The organism is Nocardia sp. NPDC051900 (assembly GCF_044452545.1).
GTDB classification, from domain to species: Bacteria; Actinomycetota; Actinomycetes; order Mycobacteriales; family Mycobacteriaceae; genus Nocardia; species Nocardia sichangensis.
In genome coordinates this window covers 171,268-186,354 of the sequence record NZ_JBITBU010000014.1, presented here as the reverse complement: position 1 = coordinate 186,354, position 15,087 = coordinate 171,268, and the positions used below count along the sequence as shown (strand labels likewise).

Sequence of the window (15,087 nt, the reverse complement as noted above, 5' to 3'; positions counted from 1 at the left end):
CGTTTCGCTCGGTCGGCGTGACGGCTCCTTCATGGGCTGGTCGGTCTTCCGGCGCCGACCGCCCTGTCCGTGAAGTCCGGGTGTGCCGGCGACCGGGTGAACGACGCCCGATAGCTGCTCGGTGGCACTCCGACGTGCCGGATCATGTGCTGGCGCAGCGACTCCGCCGAGCCGATGCCGCTGTGCCTGGCCACCTGGTCCATCGGCAGCGTGGTGGATTCCAGTAGCTCCCTGGCGCGTTGCAGGCGCTGGTGCAGCAGCCATTTCTGCGGGCTGAGGCCGGTCTCCTCATGGAAGCGGCGGGTGAGCGTGCGCACGCTGGTGCGGGCGTGGGCGGCCAGGTCGTCCAGCGACAACGGTAGGTCCAGGCGTCGCAGCGCCCAGGCGCGGGTATCGGCGAGCGTCACGCCGTTCTCGGCGGGCAAGGGCGCGTCCACGAACTGGGCTTGGCCGCCGGGCCGGACCGGGGTGACGACGGCCGTGCGCGCGGCTGCGTTCGCGACGGTCGCGCCGTAGTCGGCGCGGATCAGATGCAGGCACAGGTCGATTCCGGCCGCCGCGCCCGCGGCCGTGGTGATCGGGCCGTCTTCGATGAACAGCGCGTCACTGCGGACCGACACGTCCGGGTGGTTCGCCGCCAGTTCGTCGGCGAGAGCCCAGTGGGTGGTGGCGGTGCGGCCGGACAGCAGGCCCGCTTGCGCCAGAACGAAGGCGCCGCTGCAGATCGAGGTGACGCGCTTGCCCGCGGCCACCGCGCTACGCAGGGCGGTGAGCGTGGCGGCGTCCGCGTCGGCGCGGCTTCCGGTGCTCGGCACGATGACGATGTCCGCCTCCTCGATCGCCGCCAAGCCCCGGGAGACGACCACGTCGAATCCACCCAGCCCTGCGGGCAGCACGCCGGGCACGGCGGTGCACACCACGATGCGGTAGCCGGGCTCACCGTCGACCATCGCCGCGCCCAGCACCGTTTCGGGCATGGCCAGGTCGAAAGCTTTCACCGGAGGAACCGCGACGACGGCGACAGTCTGCATGGCCTGATCCTTGGGATAGTTGGCAATCCAGCCAGTAGCTTACCCGTCGCCGCACCGGCAGGCTGAGTAGCGCACGACCGGCGAACGGCACCCCGAATGCCGCAGGTCGTGTGGAAACACTTGTCGCAGAGAGGAATACGCATGCCTTCGCATGTCATCGTCGGACGTGGCGCCACCGCTTCGGCCACCGCGGCGCTACTGGCCGGGTCCGGCGACCGGGTACGCATGGTCAGCCGCAGCGGCGCGGGGCCCGAGCGCCCCAACATCGAACGAATCGCCCTCGACGCCTCGGACGCGGACGCGCTGACCGCTGTCGCCGAAGGCGCCGAAACCCTGTTCAACATGGCCATGCCCGCGTATCACACCTGGCCGGAGACCATCCCGCCGCTGTTCGGGTCCATTCGCTCCGCCGCCGAGCGGTCCGGTGCGAATTACGTGATGCTCGGCAACCTGTACGGCTACGGTCCCGCCGACGGGCCGGTCACCGAGCAGTCACCGCTGGCGGCCACCGGGCCGAAAGGGCGGGTTCGCGCCCGCATGTGGCGGGAAGCGGAAGAGGCGCACCTGGCGGGCCGAGTGCGCGTCACCGAGGTCAGGGCGTCCCAATTCATCGGTCCCGGCGCGATCTCGGTGTTCTCGCTCCTCGCACAGCCGAAGATCTCGGCGGGGCAGTTGGCGCTGCTGCCGCAGGAACTCGACCTGCCGCACGCCTACACCGCGGTCGGCGACGCGGCGGCGGCAGCGGTCGCCGTCGCCCGCGACGAGCGCGCGTGGGGCAGGCCGTGGCATGCGCCGAGCATCACCGCGACCGCGCGGGAGCTGGCCGGACGATTCGCCGCGGCGGCCGGCGCGCCAGAGCCGCGGCTGGCGGTCATGAGCGATCGCGAACTGACGCTGCTCGGCCTCACCGACCCGTTCTGGCCGGAGTTGTTCGAGACCTACCACATGTCGCACGCGGCCTTCACGGTCGACGACTCGGCCATTCGCGACACCTTCGGCCTGAAGGCTTCCGACCCGGACGAGGTGTTCGCGCAGGTCGTGCACGCGGCTCGAGCGTGATCCGGACCGCACAGCGTGGCGGCGCGGTGAGGTCGAGATCGTCGCCGACAGATGAGGACCCGCCGGCGGACGCTCGCGCGGACATCGGTCAGGAAGACGTCGCCTTTCCCGCGAACTGCTGTCGTCGCAGGACAATTCTGGCCAGTTCGGCCGGGGTGCCCGTGCTGGTGTCAACTGTGGTGTCGTAAGTGGCGCCGTGGTCGTGCACCGCGTGGAAATGGCCTCGCGCCAAACCTGTTTTGATGCCGCGTCCGCGTGCCTGTTCACGCTGCTCCGCCACGGCCAGCGGGCAGGTGACGCGCACCAGCTGCACCTCCAGCCCGGCCAGCGCGGCCATCCAGATCGGCAGTAGATCCGCGCTCAGCAACATCTCGTCGATAACCAGGTGGTCCCCGCCGTGGGCGAAGGCGGCGGCCGCGGCGCAGGCGGAACGCAGCATCCGCCGCCCGACCTCGCCGTAGCGGATGACCACCATCGGGCTGCCGTCCGCGTCCCGGCGGCGGTCGTACCAGAATCCCTCTCGGCTGAGCGGACCGTCACGTCCTCCGCCCCAGTTCGGCGGTATGAGCTGGAACAACGTGTCGATGCCCCAGTAGACGAAGGGGATGTCGCTCTCGTCCTGGATGGCTCGCGCCAAGGTCGTCTTACCCGAGCTCGACGTTCCGTTGAGGAAGATGACGCGGCTGGGCGGTTCGACGCTGCGCATCCCGCCACGCTACCGGGTCATGGTCCAGCCCGGCTCGCTACGGATTCCAGGGGTCGAGGCCACCGTCGGGATCCAGGTGATCGAGGTTGGCGACGCGCCTGGCCGATCGCATCAGGGCTTCGCGGTTGATGTCGTTCGGGTTCGCGTAGTACTCCCTGGCCGCTTCCTGGTGCATGGTCGCGACTCGGTGGCCGATCGCCCAACGGGTGTCACGGCCCGCGCCGTCCCACTCGTCCGGGGTGATCGCCGCTCGCAGCGCCCGGTCCGAATGCCAATTCTGCTCGACCCGCTGCACGAACGCCTGATCGATGTTCGCGTTGGGGGCGGGCGCGTTGCTGTGCCGGACGAAGCTGTCCGCGGCGATCACCGCCTGGGCGGCGAAGGCATCGTGCGCTTCGTGGTCGACGTGGTTGTCCACCGCCCACGCCGCCGCGATCGCCTTCTGCAACGGCGCGAAGCTGTACGGGTTCTGCGATGCCGTCGACTCCTGGACGGAGTATGCCGTCAGCGCATTGGTGACCCGCTCGTGGCTCGCGCCGGAGGAGAGCAGGACAGCATGGATGCGCGAATCGGGAACCTTGTTGTCGCGCAATACTTTCAAGGCCCGCGACACGCCTATTTGGGTGTGTATGCCGCCGACCTGCTCGGCCGCGTCGACCGCCACACCACGCCAGTTGGTGCGGGACAGCTGATGCTCGACGTAGCCCGCTTCGCGGCTGGCCAGGATCCTTCTGGTGGAGCGTTCGATCGTCCGTCGGGTGCTGGAGAGCGGATTGAACGGATTGACCCGCCCGCCCGCCAGCCAGGCCGTCACCGGCGAGGAGTTGATGGTGTTGAGCGTGGAGAGTGGGGTCACCCATCCCATACCGGGCGCGGACTTCCCGCCGCCACCGCCGCCCATGCCGAGGGCGGTGCCGCCGCTGCTCCCGGACTTGCTCGTACTGCCTTGCATCGCGAGCGCGAATCGGTTGGCGATCCAGTCGTTGCCCCGGCTGAAACCGCTGCTGAGGCGTTTGAGCTGGAGGACTGCGACGATCTCGACGGTGCCCGCGATGATGATCACCGCCATGACCTGTCCGCGCGCCTGCGCGAACAGATTGCCCATGAACAAGACGTAGACGCCGAGGAAGATGGTGTACGCCGTCATTCGTGCCGCCGCGACGAAACTGTCGACGACATTGCGCACCAGGAACGTCTGCGTCGGACCGTATACGAATCCGCCCGCGGCGAAGCCGAATATCGACATGAACCCGTGATAGATCGTGTCCAGCGCGGCCTTGATGACCTTCATACCGAGGTACATCGCGAAGGCCAGCAGGATGCCGCCGCAGACCAGCAGCATCAGACCCGTCGCGACCTGCCCCATGGAGGGATTCTCGGCCTTCGCGCGCGCTGCGCTGTCTCCACAGGACTTCAGGCCGCTGATCACCCGGGAGTCGTCACCCGCCGCCACCCCCGACGACCACGCCGATCGGCAGGCGGGCCGCTGGTCCACCGTGTGCCCGAAATTCCACACCTGTAGCGGCTTCCGGGCGAAATTGTCGGCCAGATCGCTCTGCATCGTCGCCACCAACTGGGTCGGATTCGGGTCGGCGTTCCCGTTCAGACCGGCGGCCACCGAGATCCCGAGATCGCGGCCCTGGGCGAGCAACCCGTGCGAGGACAGCACATCCGCGAGAGGCTCGGCGAGGAACAACGGGCCCAGCAGCGCGACGCCCACCATCGTCACCACCTGCACGGTGGCCTTCGCGTGGTAGCCGCGCGCGATGAACCACGCCACGCAGACCGCGCCGATGGTCGCCGCGGTGACCAGCATGATCGGGGTCGCGATCTGACCGGTGAGCGCGTCGGCCACGCCGTGCAACGCCGCACTGAACATGTCCAGCCACCGGAAGCTCAACGCGTAACCGATCAACCAGATCGCCGTCGTCACGATGGCGATGTAGCCGATGAACTCCAAGCCCAGCACGGCCCACAGAATGGTGGCGCGCGGCTTGAACAGGCTCTCGTCGCCGGTCGCGAAGCGGTAGTCCGACAGCGGGATGCCAGACGAGTCATGGATGTTCATCCAGCTGAGCCCGTCGATGCCGGAGGTTCCGGAACTGCTGCCCGCCGCGTCTTGGGCGACGGCCAGCGCACCGAGGAAACCCGGGAACACGAAGAGCGCGAAGAGAGTGAGGGTGGTCCAGATCGCCCGCCGCCGCCAAACGCCCGGCCGAGAACCGGGCCACCAGTTCGGCGCACCGGCGAGCAACGCGGTCACGGCTGTGGGAAACTCGCGGGGGACTCCGATCGAATGCCGCTCGGTCGAACTGAGGCGGACAGTGCGTGATCGCACCGCCAGGGGGCAGATGTGCACGAAAGAGTCCTTCGTCCCGTCTCTGGGGGCGCAGTCGACTGCGAATTCCGAAACGGGTTGCACGCGAACGTCGATGGCACCTCGCCCCCGTCTCACGTCCTGTATTACAGACAGGGACGGAAACATCCGCCTGAACGTCCAATGACATCCAGGCGGCTCGGGAGTGTACGTACGCACCTCGGCCGTCTACTTACAAAGCGCGCCAAATCGGCTGGTATACAGAGTGTTTCAGCGCAACCTACCGACTTCGGCGCAAGCCACGTCATCGGTGTACGCGGTATTCGCCCCGGACGGCGACCGGGGGAGGACACGCGGTCGTCGATCGCCCGACTTGTCGTACACCAGGTGAACAATGCCGTCATGGCATACGACGAGGAGCTGGCCGAGCGAATCCGGGAACTGATCGCGCCCGGCCCCGAACTCACCGAGCGGAAGATGTTCGGCGGCCTGGCCTTCTTGATCGGCGGCAATATGGCGGTGGCCGCCAGCAGGCAGGGCGGTCTGCTGGTGCGGGTCGATCCCGACGAGGGCGAGCGGCTCCTCGGTGACACGGTGGAGCCAATGGTCATGGGCGGGCGCGAAATGGTCGGCTGGCTGCGGGTCACCGCCGTCGACGACGACGAAGTACTGCGGGAATGGGTCGAGCGCGGTGTCGCCTACGCCCGGACCCTCCCACCCAAAACGAAGAAGTAGCCCCGCTCAGGCCCTGACCTGCCGCCGGAACAGCACACGGTCGAATTCGCGTCCGTACTCGTCGACCGCGACCACGTCCATCTCGCTGGCGAACACGCCCGGCCGGACGTCGACGCGCAGGAACGAGTAATTCCGGAAGCGGACCCGCGACCACGGCGCGGCTTCGTCCTGCTTACCGCCGCCCGGGGTCCACACGTAACTGTTGGGCACCGAGGTGTCGGCCAGCTCGCTGCCGCGGAAGGTTTCCCGCGACCCGGGCTGGAATTCGTAGCGCGGGCGTCCGCCGCCGCCCACGGTGTAGTAGACGGTGCCGTCGGTCTCCGGGTAGACGATCGAGTTGTCGCCCGCGACCTTCGTCGCCTGCCCGCCACGCAGCGGATCGGTGCGCTCGTAGACGTGATTGTGACCCTGCAACACCAGGTCGACTTGGTAGCGGTCGAAAAGACCGACCCACGCGTCACGCACACCGCCGTCGCTGGCGTGCGATTCGGTGGTCGAATACGCGCAGTGGTGGAAGAAGCAGACGATGAAATCGATGTCGGGGTCGGCACGGTGGGCGGCCAGGGTGCGTTCCACCCAACTCGTCTGTGCCCCGCCGGAGTAGCCGCTGTTCGCCCGGATCTCGTAGGTGACGTCGTTGGCGTCCAGCGAGAGCACCGCGACATTGCCGTAGGTGAACGTGTACGCCGACGGGCAGCCCGCCGGACCGTTGCCGGGAAAGTCCAGGCGCGCCAGATGCCCGCCGTAGCCGTGGTCGCCGTAGGTCGCCTCCATGTCGTGGTTGCCGGTGGCGAACATCCACGGTGTCTGGGCGGCGCTGGGCTCGATGGCGTTGAAGTAGACGTCCCAGACGTAGGGGTTGTACTTGTCGAAACCGCTCGCCTGCTGCGCTCCGTGCGCCGCGAACTGCCCCGGCTTGCCCGCGCCGGACGGGTCGGCGTAGGCGATGTCGCCTGCGAGGATGTGGAAGTCCGGCCGGGCGGCGGCGATCTGGCGCAGCACGTTGCTCGCGTGCGGCGCGGCCGGATCGTTGTCGGCCTTGTAGTACTTGTCGTCGTAGTCGCCGGGAGCGACGCCCTCCGGCAGCGCGGGCGTTTCGTCGGTGCCCTGGTCGCCCATCATGGTGAACCGGAACGGAAGGACCGCGGGGCGCGCGCTGGGCATCGCGGGTGCGGCGGCGCGGATGTCGCCGACGAATCCGTCGGAGGTCCGCCAGCGGTAGAAGTGCGGCACCCGTCCGGGCAGGCCGTCCACCGGTGCGTGGACGTAGAACTGTTCGGCCGCGAGCACGCCGCCGTCGGCGGTGGGCAGCTGGGTGAGCAGGTTGCGCACCTCGGCTTGGACCGTCGCGCCCAGCGCCGGTGTCGGTCCGTGGTCGAGATACACCGTGGCGCCCGCCGGACGCCGCGAGAGCTGCGCCGCGAAACGCAACTGGCTGGCCGCGTCCGGCCCGAAGGCGACGCGCCGTCCACCCACCGCGAGCTGGGCCTCGTCGGCATAAGCGCGCCTGCCGAACGGCGTCGTGCCGACCGCGGCCACCGCTGCCGCCGCGGCGGCGCCGCGTAGTACGTTGCGCCGCGACACCGGGCGACGGCGCAGGTAGGCGCGGTGCCATTCGTGCTGCTCGGGCATGGTCATGTGGGCAGCGAGATGGCCGGGAATTCCGGTGTCCGGAATGTCGCCTGCTGGATTCAGCGGTGTGGACGGCATACCGCAGATGCTGTACCGGCACGGCGCACGGAGCAACTCGACATCGCACCGCACGCGGGAATACCTCGTGAACAGTCGGTTTCGCCATTCGGGTTTGTTCCATTTGCCGGAAATGTGTGAAATACGTAATACCCGAACGTATTTCACCGGCGACCCCCTGGGTTTCGAGTCGGATGGTCGACGGCCAACGGGCCGCGCTTCTCGGCAGGGCCGCGGCCGACGCGTCTACGCCGACGGCCGATCCGTCGCGTCCGACGACTGTTCTGGATCCATGGAGACGTGCGCGCTGCGGGCGACCGCACGCAGTTGGACCGCGTCGTAGCCGTGCGATTCGAGCATCGACACGACGGCGGCGATGATCTTCGCCGTGGAATCCCCTTCGTCTGTCCCGGCCACGTACGTACGGTAATCCAGGATCCGAGCGCGGACACTCGTCACCACGGCGGCGGGATGCCGATCAGCGAAGGGCGGCGACCGAGTGTTCCGGTGCGCCGCCGCCGTCGCTAAGCTGCCAGGATGACGCTCTTTCTCCGCGTCGCGGTGGCGCCCGTGGTGCTCACCGGCGCGCTGGTGAGTGCGGCGCACGCCGAGGCGACGCCCGGTAGCGACATCACCGCCGTCACCCTCGGCCAGGCGCAGATTCCCGCCGGGCTGGTGCCATTCGTCGCGGGCACCGATCTGGTCGTTCGCGAGATCACCATCGGCCCCGGCGGCTCCACCGGTTGGCACTACCACCTCGGTCCGGTCTTCGGCTTCGTGCGGTCGGGCACGCTCACCCACCCCGGACCCGACTGCGACGCTCCGGTCTTCCGCACCGGCGAGTTCATCTACGAGCCCGCGGGTGAATGGAACGTGCACATCGGCCGGAACCTCGGCGCGGAGCCGCTCGTCCTCGACGTCGTCTACGCCCCGCCCACGGGCGAGCCGCTGTTCGTCGACGCACCCGCCCCGGCCTGCGCGTAGGGCCGTTCGGTCGCATGGGCGGTGGTTGCCGAGCCCGATGGCGTCCGGATGTCGGCGGTCGCGGTCGGGCGATCCGGCGGCGCGGTCACCGTAACGGTATCGGCATCATGCAGGAATTCGACCGGTGTCGGTCCTAGGGTCACCGACCGGCGGGACGGGCCGGTGCCCCGAGTAGCCAGCGCCAACGTGGCAGTTCGGTGATTGCCGTGACGGCCGTCAACGTGGTGACGACGACGGCCGCCCAGGCCGGCCATGTGGCCCAGGACGCGAGTACGGCGGCGGCGAGTTGGAGGACGACGAGACCGATGGTGACTATGCCGGGGACCGGGATGAGGACCTGTCTTTTGTCGCCAGGGGTGGCGAAGAGGGTCGGCAGCCCGATGAGCAGGACCAATGCCGCGACCGCGAGCGCGACCGAGTGATCGGCCAGTGCCCATGGGGTGGCGATCCAGGCAATCAGTTCGGTGGTGAACCGCAGAATCGAGGCAATACGTCCCTGGCCGGTGAGGTTCGGCGAGGTGATGGGCCGAGTGGACATGACGGACAGCGTGTCATACCAGCTGGTCTGGAACGCTCGATGCTCCCAGTGGTGAGCAGACGGCGACGTCAGCTACGCCACACAGCAGTGAACTCATACCACGGGCCACCGATGTGAGTTGCGGTGAAGTCGTCGAATCCAACCGGTGTGCCATGAGGTGAGTACGCCCACCCACATGCGCAAGCCGCACCCCCGGATCGTCGGCCGGAACGAAACCTTCGCGACAAACGCTAGCAAGTACGCCGACCGCTTCGCAGTGGCACGCGCTTCGAGTCATCGGGGTCGCGTATCCGTAAGCGGCGCTTGCCGTCTCGCGTCAGCGATTGGGCAGGCGGTGATGGGCGTAATCGCGGTGTCCGAGCCGGGTTCGACCGGTACGGCCACATCTAGATCGCACAGTCGGCGCAGGTAGATCAACTTGTCCTAGTCCCCGCAGCGATCCGGCGCAGCTTCTGGCTCGCGGTTCGCGCCGCCACGCCAGCTGCGGTATCCGCGGTGCGCGGCGAAAGTTCCGATGATCGCGGTGGCGCACCAGACCGCGATGGCGGTGTAGGCCAGCGGGGCCGACAGGTCGCCGATCGATGCGCCGAGAGCGGTGTAGACGAATGCCCGTGGAGCCGAGCCGATGAATGCGCCCACGGCCATCTGCCACAACGGGACTCCGAACGCTCCGAATACGTACGACGCCAGTGCATCCGAGATGCCAGGGACGAAGCGCTGGCCGACGACGGCCCACAAGCCGCGCCGCGCGATCTGGGCGTCGATACGCTCGGCACGCTCCTGGCCGAGCAACCCGCGCGCGCTTTCGCGGCCCGCCCGCCGCCCGAGGAAACTGGTGATGGTCGCCGTGCCCACCGCCGAGCCCAGCGTCACGAACGTCCCGACCAGCGGCCCGAACAGCAGACCGCTCCCCGCGGCCAGCATCGGGCCGGGCACGAAGATCGCGCCGAGCACCGCCGAGGCCGCCAGATAGGCGAACGGGGCCGCGGGTCCGGTCGCGGCGATCGCGTCGCGCACGCGTTCGACGTCGATCACTCCCGCGACGGCGACCAGATAGAACATCCCGAACAGGAATACGACGAACAGCGCCAGCCGCGCGATGTGCCGCCGCCGTCCGGTGCGAAAGAAGCCGTCGTTGTCCGTCATGCTGACCGCAATCCTGCCTCGAGCTGGCCGGACGTTCACGTCGAGGGTGCACAGTGCCCGCCGCCGGAGCACGGGACACAATCACGAAGCGGGGCTCTACGGTTTGAGCTATCGGCGGTGGCCGACCGGGGTGTGAATCCCGAATCTCCGCGCTTCTGTGGAAACCCGGTCGCGAACCGGCGGGGTCTGTACCCGGCTCCCTGTGCCTTGTCAGGTGCGCACCGTTCAGCTGTTGGGCGTGCGACTGGTGATCGAAGGAGCCGCTGTCGATTCAGGGTTCTAGGTACAGGCGCTCGTTCGGTAGGCGGCGTAGGCCGCTGGTGTCGGTGATCGCTACGGTTACCGCATCGGTGTAGCGGCGGGTCTGGTGTTCGTGGACGAACAGCAGGGCGGCGGTGAGGCAAGCGACGAAGTCGAAACGCATGCCGTGCAGGAATATCGACAGGCGGACGTCGGGTTCATCGGGCCGTGGGGATGTCACGGCTGCTCCGGTTCGCGGTCGCGGAAGTAGCGGAAGTCGTCACGGCTCACGATCACGGCGGTGACGAAGGTCGAGCAGGTGAGGTAGTCGCAGTCGCGATGCAGGTCTAGGGCTCGAAGTGCGTTCTTGCGGCTGGATACCGGCCAGTGTGGGTTGTCGTGGGCGAATCGGGTCCGCAGTGAATGCGGTCGGCCGTTGGCGTCGCTAGGGAAGAGCCACACGAGACCGTCATCGGGCACGGGACACCACCCGGAATCCCCGATGGCGGTTCGGCATCTGATCCGCCCACGCTCGAATGGCTTCCAGAACGACGCGCCCCGAAGGTCGATATGGTCCGCGCGGCGGCACTATCCACTGGCGGATCGCGCCGGAAGAGGCGGTGGGCGAGGGGAGTGCGATCGTCGCTCCGGACCGGGCCACGCTCACGTCCAGCCGGAACAACTCCGCGAACAACCGGTCGTCGTCCGGCAGGTCCGCCACGATGAGGAACGTCCAACGGTCCGAACGTAGATGTGCGACAACGGGTCCGAGGAGTTCGCCCCGGCTCTGCATATGGGCTTTCGTTGCTTGCCCCAAACGCGTGGGCATCGTCACCCCGCACACGTACCCGGCACGCAGGATGATCCGCCCCAACTCGGGCGGGTCGATCACAGCGGGTAGATCGCACTCGCGCCGGTAGTAGTAGCACCTGGATCGCGGTGTGTCCCCGAACGTTTGCATCGCTATCTGCGCTCCCCTCAGGTCTGTTGCTGGTCGTGCGCCCAGGTCGGGAGAGCCCTCCTCGGCGGGGGGAAGAACTCTCTGCAAGACGCGCGGCAAGCAGACAAGATGCGCCCAGTGCTGGGCAAAGGAGTGTGGGAAGTCAAGAAAGACAGTTCATTTCCCAGCAAGTTGCCCGTCGATGGTGTCACCATTTCCCGGACAGGGAACTCGGACGACCTCGGGAGGGAAGGCTTGTCAGAGGACGAGACCGGCAGCACGCTGCCGCGTCGCCAACTCGGCCGCCATCTGCGTGACGCGCGAGAAGCGCTCGGCATGACGTTGATCGAATCCGCGAAGCTCATGGAGTGGGGCAAGAGCACGCTGCAACGGCTGGAGAAGGGGCAGACGGAGAAGATCAGGACGCACGACATCCGGCTGCTATGCGAGCAGTATCAGCTAGGTGATGAGCGGACGCGGGACTTGCTGGCGCTGGCCGAGCAGACCGCGGTCAAGTCGTGGTGGCACGAGTACGGCTCACTGATCACGCCAGGGTTCGACGTATACATGGGGCTGGAGTCTTCGGCGCGACAGTTGACGTTCTTTCAGCCGTCCGTCGTGCCGGGATTGCTCCAGACCACTGACTACGCGATGGCGCTGGACAAAATCTACTTCCCGAACGAGCCAGCAGAAGAGATCGACAAACGAGTGCAGCTTCGGCTTCGTCGGCAGGGGTTCATCCTGCGCCGCAGGCGTCCCGCAGACATCGTGGTAATCCTGCATGAATCGGTGCTGCGAACTGTGATCGGCTCACGCAAGGTGATGGCCGCGCAGTTGCGACATCTTGCGGACCTCGGCACCCATCCGCACATCAAGATTTGCGTACTGCCGTTCTGGGCTGGCCTGCCGGTGGGGATGTCTACCGGTCCCTTCTTGATCCTCGATTTCGACGTGGATAAGAAGGGCAAACCCGACGAGCCGAGCGTCGTGTACGTCGAGAGCTTCACCGGCGGAATATTCCTGGAGCGTCTGGCCGACCTGAGCAGGTACCGTGAGGCCCACTGGGTGATCCAGCACGCCGCGCTGGATGTTCAACCCAGTCGAGATCTGTTGCGTGAGGTAGCGAAGGAGCACGAACGTGCACGTTGATCTGTCCGGAGCGAAGTGGTTCAAGAGCACTCATAGCAGCGGAGGACAAGAGTGCGTAGAGATTGCCCACTTGGCAGGCGGAATGGTCGGCGTCCGAGACTCCAAGAACCCGACCGGCCCGGCGTTGGTCTTCACGCCCGGCGAATGGGACGCCTTCACCGCTGGCGTCGTGGGCGGCACCTTCACCCACCCATAGGCCCGAGAAGTCGCGCGGCATCATTCCGGTGTCATCGGACAAGATCAACGGCACATGGCTGTGGCGTTTGCCGAGAAAACCTCTCGCTCATGTGCCGTTGATCTTGATGTTCAGGGTGGGTCGCGGGGGAGGAGGGTGCCGAGGGGGCCCAGGTCGATGTTGAGGTCTTCGGGGGTGAGGCCGAAGTGGTCGCGGAGTTCTTCCATGCGTTGCTCGAGGAGCATGAGGGTGGTGCCGATGCGTTCTATCTGGGTGTCGGTGAGGTCACCCGCGTCTACGCGGCGGAGTGCTTGGCGTTCCATGAGCTGGCGGAGGAGCTCGACCAAGGTGAGGACGAGGCTGACCAGGCCGCGCTCGACGGATTCCGGGTCGGTGTCGATACGCGGTGGGATGCCGCCGAATTCAGTCATCGCCGGGTGCCTCCAGCGCGTGCAGCGGTCCGGAGAGGGTGCTGATCGAGGAGATCAGCGCCCGCAACGAGATCTGGACCAGGTCGACGTCCGCGATGGCGAGTTTGATGTCGCCGGAGATCACCACGCCGCCGGCCAGCACCCGATCCAGCAGATCCACCAACGAGACCCGGCGCTCGTCGTCGACCTCCCGTGTGGCGCGGCTCATGCCGGTTCTCGTTCCACGCCCGCGAACGAATACGGCGGCCACGGGCCGGTGAGTTCGAGGCGGATGCCGGGGAATTCGTCGCCGAGCGCCGTGACGATGGTGGCGAAGTCGTCGGTGCGGTCGTCGTCCACGAGGTAGGTCCCATTGAGGACCAACCAATCACGACGGCCACTCAGTGCCGGGTCGGTCAGCGCCTGACGTCGCCCCGCGGCCGCGTGCTGGAGCAGGCGGGTGTGGATCTCCTCGGCGCGCTGGGCCGCGTCGCGTTCGATTGTTTCCTGCGCGGACAGTTGCGCCCGGCGCCGGGCCAGATACGCGGCTCCCGCGCCCTTGCCTTCGCTCGCGGTGCGGGACTCGGCCACGGCGGCGGTCAGGGCGGCGCGGTCGCCGTAGGCCTTCACGCCCCACTCGGTGCGGCCGCTCACGAGCTCCAACGCGGCGGCGAAATCCGCTCGCCGCTCGGTCAGCAGGTCGCGCACCCGGTCGTCGTCGAGGAAGACGGTAGCCAGCCGCAGCGGGACGGTCGGACCTCGTCGCACCAGGGTCGATACGACGGCGTCGTGCGCACGGGCCGTCCCTTCCAGCCAATCGAGGTCCTCCAGATGCGCCCGCATCGGCTGCTCTCCGAACACCTCGAGCGGCACCGAGCCGACGATCGCCGTCAGCCCGTCCACGACCACCGTTCGCACCGGCTCGCCCGCGACTCCGGTCAGCTCGCCCAGCTCCTCGCCGCCGCAGCCGGGCGTCACCGCGTACAGCCAGACCCCGAGGCCCTCCGTCACGACCGCTCTTCCCTCGGTTGGCGGCGACGCTCGATGCGTTGCGGTTGTTCCTTCGCGCTCTCCAGTTCCGCGATCCGGTCGCGGAGCTTCTGATTCTCGAGTTCGAGATCGTGATCCTGCCGCTCCAGCGTGCGGGCCTTGCTGTTGAGCCAGGGATCGGTCTCCCACCAATCGATGCCCACCGACTTGGCGGTCTCCAAGGACGCGATCACCAACCGCAGTTTGATCGTGAGCAGTTCGATGTCGAGCAGGTTCACCTGTATGTCGCCCGCGATCACCAAGCCCTTGTCGAGCACCCGCTCGAGGATGTCGGCGAGGTTGGTCGACGAATGCCCGCCTCCGTACGGCTGCGGTGCGGACGATCCGCCGGGCACCACCGTCATGACCGAGCCCTTCCGATGTCGGTGCTGCCGCGCCCGTAGCGCTTGGTTCTGCGATAGGCCAGCAGGTTCCCGTCGAGATCGATCTCGACCTCGTAGAGCGCGAGGATGTCCGCCGACGACGGGATCCGGCGGTCCTCGAGCACCTCGATCTCCACCTGCCAGCCGTCCTCCGTGGGTTCCATCGACGTGACGCCCTGCACCTCTTTCGACGTCAGCTCGACGAGGTTTTCCACCGCCATGGCGGCGGCCTGCGCCGGGGTGCTGGGAGGTGGTTCGTCGGAGGCCGGGTCGACGTCCTCGGAAGTGGTCTTCCGTGCCACGCGCGTCACTCCTTCCGGATCACGCGCGGCGACCGGTCATGCGATCCAGGACCGCCTGCTGCGCTTGTCTACGCTCCTCTTCGGACAGCTGACCGGCTGCCGCGGCCGCATCGATCTCCTCGAGTTCCCGCCGCATGACGGCGGGATCTCGCATCTTCTGATCCACCTGGTCCTGGATCAATTCGCCCAACCAGATCACGCCGCGGACCGGGGCGACGGGCAGCGTCAGGATCGATGTGAGCACACCGAACATG

20 protein-coding genes are annotated in these 15,087 nt (G+C 67.6%); 5 read left to right on the top strand and 15 right to left on the bottom strand.

What is annotated here, in order from left to right; genetic code table 11:
* Nucleotides 1-29 precede the first annotated feature (29 nt).
* The gene (locus ACIA5H_RS24325) at nucleotides 30-1,031 is read right to left on the bottom strand and encodes a GlxA family transcriptional regulator (RefSeq protein WP_379256071.1); all 1,002 of its coding nucleotides are present in this window, start codon (nucleotides 1,029-1,031) and stop codon (nucleotides 30-32) included.
* Nucleotides 1,032-1,172: 141 nt separating this feature from the next.
* On the opposite strand from ACIA5H_RS24325, the gene ACIA5H_RS24320 reads away from it, so the two are divergent.
* The gene (locus tag ACIA5H_RS24320) at nucleotides 1,173-2,090 is read left to right on the top strand and encodes an NAD-dependent epimerase (protein ID WP_397077416.1); all 918 of its coding nucleotides are present in this window, start codon (nucleotides 1,173-1,175) and stop codon (nucleotides 2,088-2,090) included.
* 88 nt (nucleotides 2,091-2,178) lie between these two features.
* On the opposite strand, the gene ACIA5H_RS24315 is transcribed toward ACIA5H_RS24320, so the two are convergent.
* Nucleotides 2,179-2,796, bottom strand: a complete 618-nt coding sequence (locus ACIA5H_RS24315) for a chloramphenicol phosphotransferase CPT family protein (RefSeq protein ID WP_397077415.1) — start codon at nucleotides 2,794-2,796, stop codon at nucleotides 2,179-2,181.
* A 37-nt stretch (nucleotides 2,797-2,833) separates the two neighbouring features.
* On the bottom strand, nucleotides 2,834-5,059 hold the full coding sequence (locus tag ACIA5H_RS24310) for a hypothetical protein (RefSeq protein WP_397077414.1): 2,226 nt from the start codon (nucleotides 5,057-5,059) through the stop codon (nucleotides 2,834-2,836).
* 456 nt (nucleotides 5,060-5,515) lie between these two features.
* Between ACIA5H_RS24310 and ACIA5H_RS24305 the strand changes: the two genes are divergently transcribed.
* The gene (locus ACIA5H_RS24305) at nucleotides 5,516-5,848 is read left to right on the top strand and encodes a TfoX/Sxy family protein (protein WP_355079783.1); all 333 of its coding nucleotides are present in this window, start codon (nucleotides 5,516-5,518) and stop codon (nucleotides 5,846-5,848) included.
* A 6-nt stretch (nucleotides 5,849-5,854) separates the two neighbouring features.
* Here the strand turns inward: ACIA5H_RS24305 and ACIA5H_RS24300 are convergent, their stop codons facing one another.
* Nucleotides 5,855-7,558, bottom strand: a complete 1,704-nt coding sequence (locus tag ACIA5H_RS24300; RefSeq protein ID WP_379256075.1) for a metallophosphoesterase — start codon at nucleotides 7,556-7,558, stop codon at nucleotides 5,855-5,857.
* Between the two features lie 225 nt (nucleotides 7,559-7,783).
* Nucleotides 7,784-7,954, bottom strand: a complete 171-nt coding sequence (locus ACIA5H_RS24295; protein ID WP_397077413.1) for a hypothetical protein — start codon at nucleotides 7,952-7,954, stop codon at nucleotides 7,784-7,786.
* Nucleotides 7,955-8,074: 120 nt separating this feature from the next.
* On the opposite strand from ACIA5H_RS24295, the gene ACIA5H_RS24290 reads away from it, so the two are divergent.
* A complete protein-coding gene (locus ACIA5H_RS24290) occupies nucleotides 8,075-8,521 on the top strand; it encodes a cupin domain-containing protein (RefSeq protein ID WP_397077412.1) in 447 nt (148 codons plus the stop codon).
* Between the two features lie 139 nt (nucleotides 8,522-8,660).
* Here the strand turns inward: ACIA5H_RS24290 and ACIA5H_RS24285 are convergent, their stop codons facing one another.
* The 4 genes from ACIA5H_RS24285 to ACIA5H_RS24270 all read right to left on the bottom strand — a co-directional run bounded on the left by ACIA5H_RS24285 (nucleotide 8,661) and on the right by ACIA5H_RS24270 (nucleotide 10,925).
* Nucleotides 8,661-9,059 (bottom strand): hypothetical protein, encoded by a 399-nt coding sequence (locus ACIA5H_RS24285; protein WP_379256081.1) that lies wholly within the window; start codon nucleotides 9,057-9,059, stop codon nucleotides 8,661-8,663.
* Between the two features lie 423 nt (nucleotides 9,060-9,482).
* A complete protein-coding gene (locus ACIA5H_RS24280) occupies nucleotides 9,483-10,205 on the bottom strand; it encodes a TVP38/TMEM64 family protein (protein ID WP_355079774.1) in 723 nt (240 codons plus the stop codon).
* A 271-nt stretch (nucleotides 10,206-10,476) separates the two neighbouring features.
* Complete coding sequence (locus ACIA5H_RS24275) at nucleotides 10,477-10,686, bottom strand: hypothetical protein (protein WP_355079772.1); 210 nt, start codon at nucleotides 10,684-10,686, stop codon at nucleotides 10,477-10,479.
* Nucleotides 10,683-10,925 carry a hypothetical protein gene (locus ACIA5H_RS24270; RefSeq protein ID WP_355079770.1) on the bottom strand — a complete coding sequence of 81 codons (243 nt, stop codon included), beginning with the start codon at nucleotides 10,923-10,925 and terminating at the stop codon, nucleotides 10,683-10,685. The genes ACIA5H_RS24275 and ACIA5H_RS24270 overlap by 4 nt, the downstream gene beginning before the upstream one ends.
* Before the next feature lie 589 nt (nucleotides 10,926-11,514).
* Here ACIA5H_RS24270 and ACIA5H_RS24265 point away from each other — a divergent pair.
* Nucleotides 11,515-12,534 (top strand): helix-turn-helix domain-containing protein, encoded by a 1,020-nt coding sequence (locus ACIA5H_RS24265; protein ID WP_397077411.1) that lies wholly within the window; start codon nucleotides 11,515-11,517, stop codon nucleotides 12,532-12,534.
* Nucleotides 12,524-12,730: a DUF397 domain-containing protein gene (locus tag ACIA5H_RS24260; protein ID WP_379256088.1), complete on the top strand. Its 207-nt coding sequence runs from the start codon at nucleotides 12,524-12,526 to the stop codon at nucleotides 12,728-12,730. Before ACIA5H_RS24265 ends, ACIA5H_RS24260 begins: the two co-directional genes overlap by 11 nt.
* A gap of 110 nt (nucleotides 12,731-12,840) precedes the next feature.
* Here ACIA5H_RS24260 and ACIA5H_RS24255 read toward each other — a convergent pair whose 3' ends face one another.
* From ACIA5H_RS24255 to ACIA5H_RS24230, 6 genes are read right to left on the bottom strand one after another with little or no spacing between them, the layout of a single operon-like run.
* Nucleotides 12,841-13,140 carry a gas vesicle protein K gene (locus tag ACIA5H_RS24255; RefSeq protein ID WP_355079762.1) on the bottom strand — a complete coding sequence of 100 codons (300 nt, stop codon included), beginning with the start codon at nucleotides 13,138-13,140 and terminating at the stop codon, nucleotides 12,841-12,843.
* On the bottom strand, nucleotides 13,133-13,348 hold the full coding sequence (locus tag ACIA5H_RS24250) for a gas vesicle protein (protein ID WP_355079760.1): 216 nt from the start codon (nucleotides 13,346-13,348) through the stop codon (nucleotides 13,133-13,135). Before ACIA5H_RS24250 ends, ACIA5H_RS24255 begins: the two co-directional genes overlap by 8 nt.
* Nucleotides 13,345-14,130, bottom strand: a complete 786-nt coding sequence (locus ACIA5H_RS24245; protein WP_379256092.1) for a GvpL/GvpF family gas vesicle protein — start codon at nucleotides 14,128-14,130, stop codon at nucleotides 13,345-13,347. The genes ACIA5H_RS24250 and ACIA5H_RS24245 overlap by 4 nt, the downstream gene beginning before the upstream one ends.
* Nucleotides 14,127-14,513 carry a gas vesicle protein GvpJ gene (gene gvpJ, locus ACIA5H_RS24240; RefSeq protein WP_355079756.1) on the bottom strand — a complete coding sequence of 129 codons (387 nt, stop codon included), beginning with the start codon at nucleotides 14,511-14,513 and terminating at the stop codon, nucleotides 14,127-14,129. Before gvpJ ends, ACIA5H_RS24245 begins: the two co-directional genes overlap by 4 nt.
* Nucleotides 14,510-14,833, bottom strand: coding sequence for a gas vesicle protein (locus ACIA5H_RS24235; protein WP_379256095.1), 324 nt, complete (start codon nucleotides 14,831-14,833; stop codon nucleotides 14,510-14,512). Before ACIA5H_RS24235 ends, gvpJ begins: the two co-directional genes overlap by 4 nt.
* A 19-nt stretch (nucleotides 14,834-14,852) precedes the next feature.
* Nucleotides 14,853-15,086: a gas vesicle protein GvpG gene (locus ACIA5H_RS24230; protein ID WP_355079752.1), complete on the bottom strand. Its 234-nt coding sequence runs from the start codon at nucleotides 15,084-15,086 to the stop codon at nucleotides 14,853-14,855.
* Between the last annotated feature and the right edge of the window lies 1 nt (nucleotide 15,087).

Bases quoted from the DNA above. Each gene is read 5' to 3' on its own strand.
- ACIA5H_RS24320 (WP_397077416.1), top strand. From the start codon at position 1,173: ATGCCTTCGCATGTCATCGTCGGACGTGGCGCCACCGCTTCGGCCACC.
- ACIA5H_RS24325 (WP_379256071.1), bottom strand. From the start codon at position 1,031: ATGCAGACTGTCGCCGTCGTCGCGGTTCCTCCGGTGAAAGCTTTCGAC.
- ACIA5H_RS24300 (WP_379256075.1), bottom strand. From the start codon at position 7,558: ATGCCGTCCACACCGCTGAATCCAGCAGGCGACATTCCGGACACCGGA.
- ACIA5H_RS24230 (WP_355079752.1), bottom strand. From the start codon at position 15,086: ATGTTCGGTGTGCTCACATCGATCCTGACGCTGCCCGTCGCCCCGGTC.
- ACIA5H_RS24280 (WP_355079774.1), bottom strand. From the start codon at position 10,205: ATGACGGACAACGACGGCTTCTTTCGCACCGGACGGCGGCGGCACATC.
- ACIA5H_RS24250 (WP_355079760.1), bottom strand. From the start codon at position 13,348: ATGAGCCGCGCCACACGGGAGGTCGACGACGAGCGCCGGGTCTCGTTG.
- ACIA5H_RS24305 (WP_355079783.1), top strand. From the start codon at position 5,516: ATGGCATACGACGAGGAGCTGGCCGAGCGAATCCGGGAACTGATCGCG.
- gvpJ (WP_355079756.1), bottom strand. From the start codon at position 14,513: ATGACGGTGGTGCCCGGCGGATCGTCCGCACCGCAGCCGTACGGAGGC.
- ACIA5H_RS24285 (WP_379256081.1), bottom strand. From the start codon at position 9,059: ATGTCCACTCGGCCCATCACCTCGCCGAACCTCACCGGCCAGGGACGT.
- ACIA5H_RS24315 (WP_397077415.1), bottom strand. From the start codon at position 2,796: ATGCGCAGCGTCGAACCGCCCAGCCGCGTCATCTTCCTCAACGGAACG.
- ACIA5H_RS24255 (WP_355079762.1), bottom strand. From the start codon at position 13,140: ATGACTGAATTCGGCGGCATCCCACCGCGTATCGACACCGACCCGGAA.
- ACIA5H_RS24265 (WP_397077411.1), top strand. From the start codon at position 11,515: ATGCGCCCAGTGCTGGGCAAAGGAGTGTGGGAAGTCAAGAAAGACAGT.
- ACIA5H_RS24290 (WP_397077412.1), top strand. From the start codon at position 8,075: ATGACGCTCTTTCTCCGCGTCGCGGTGGCGCCCGTGGTGCTCACCGGC.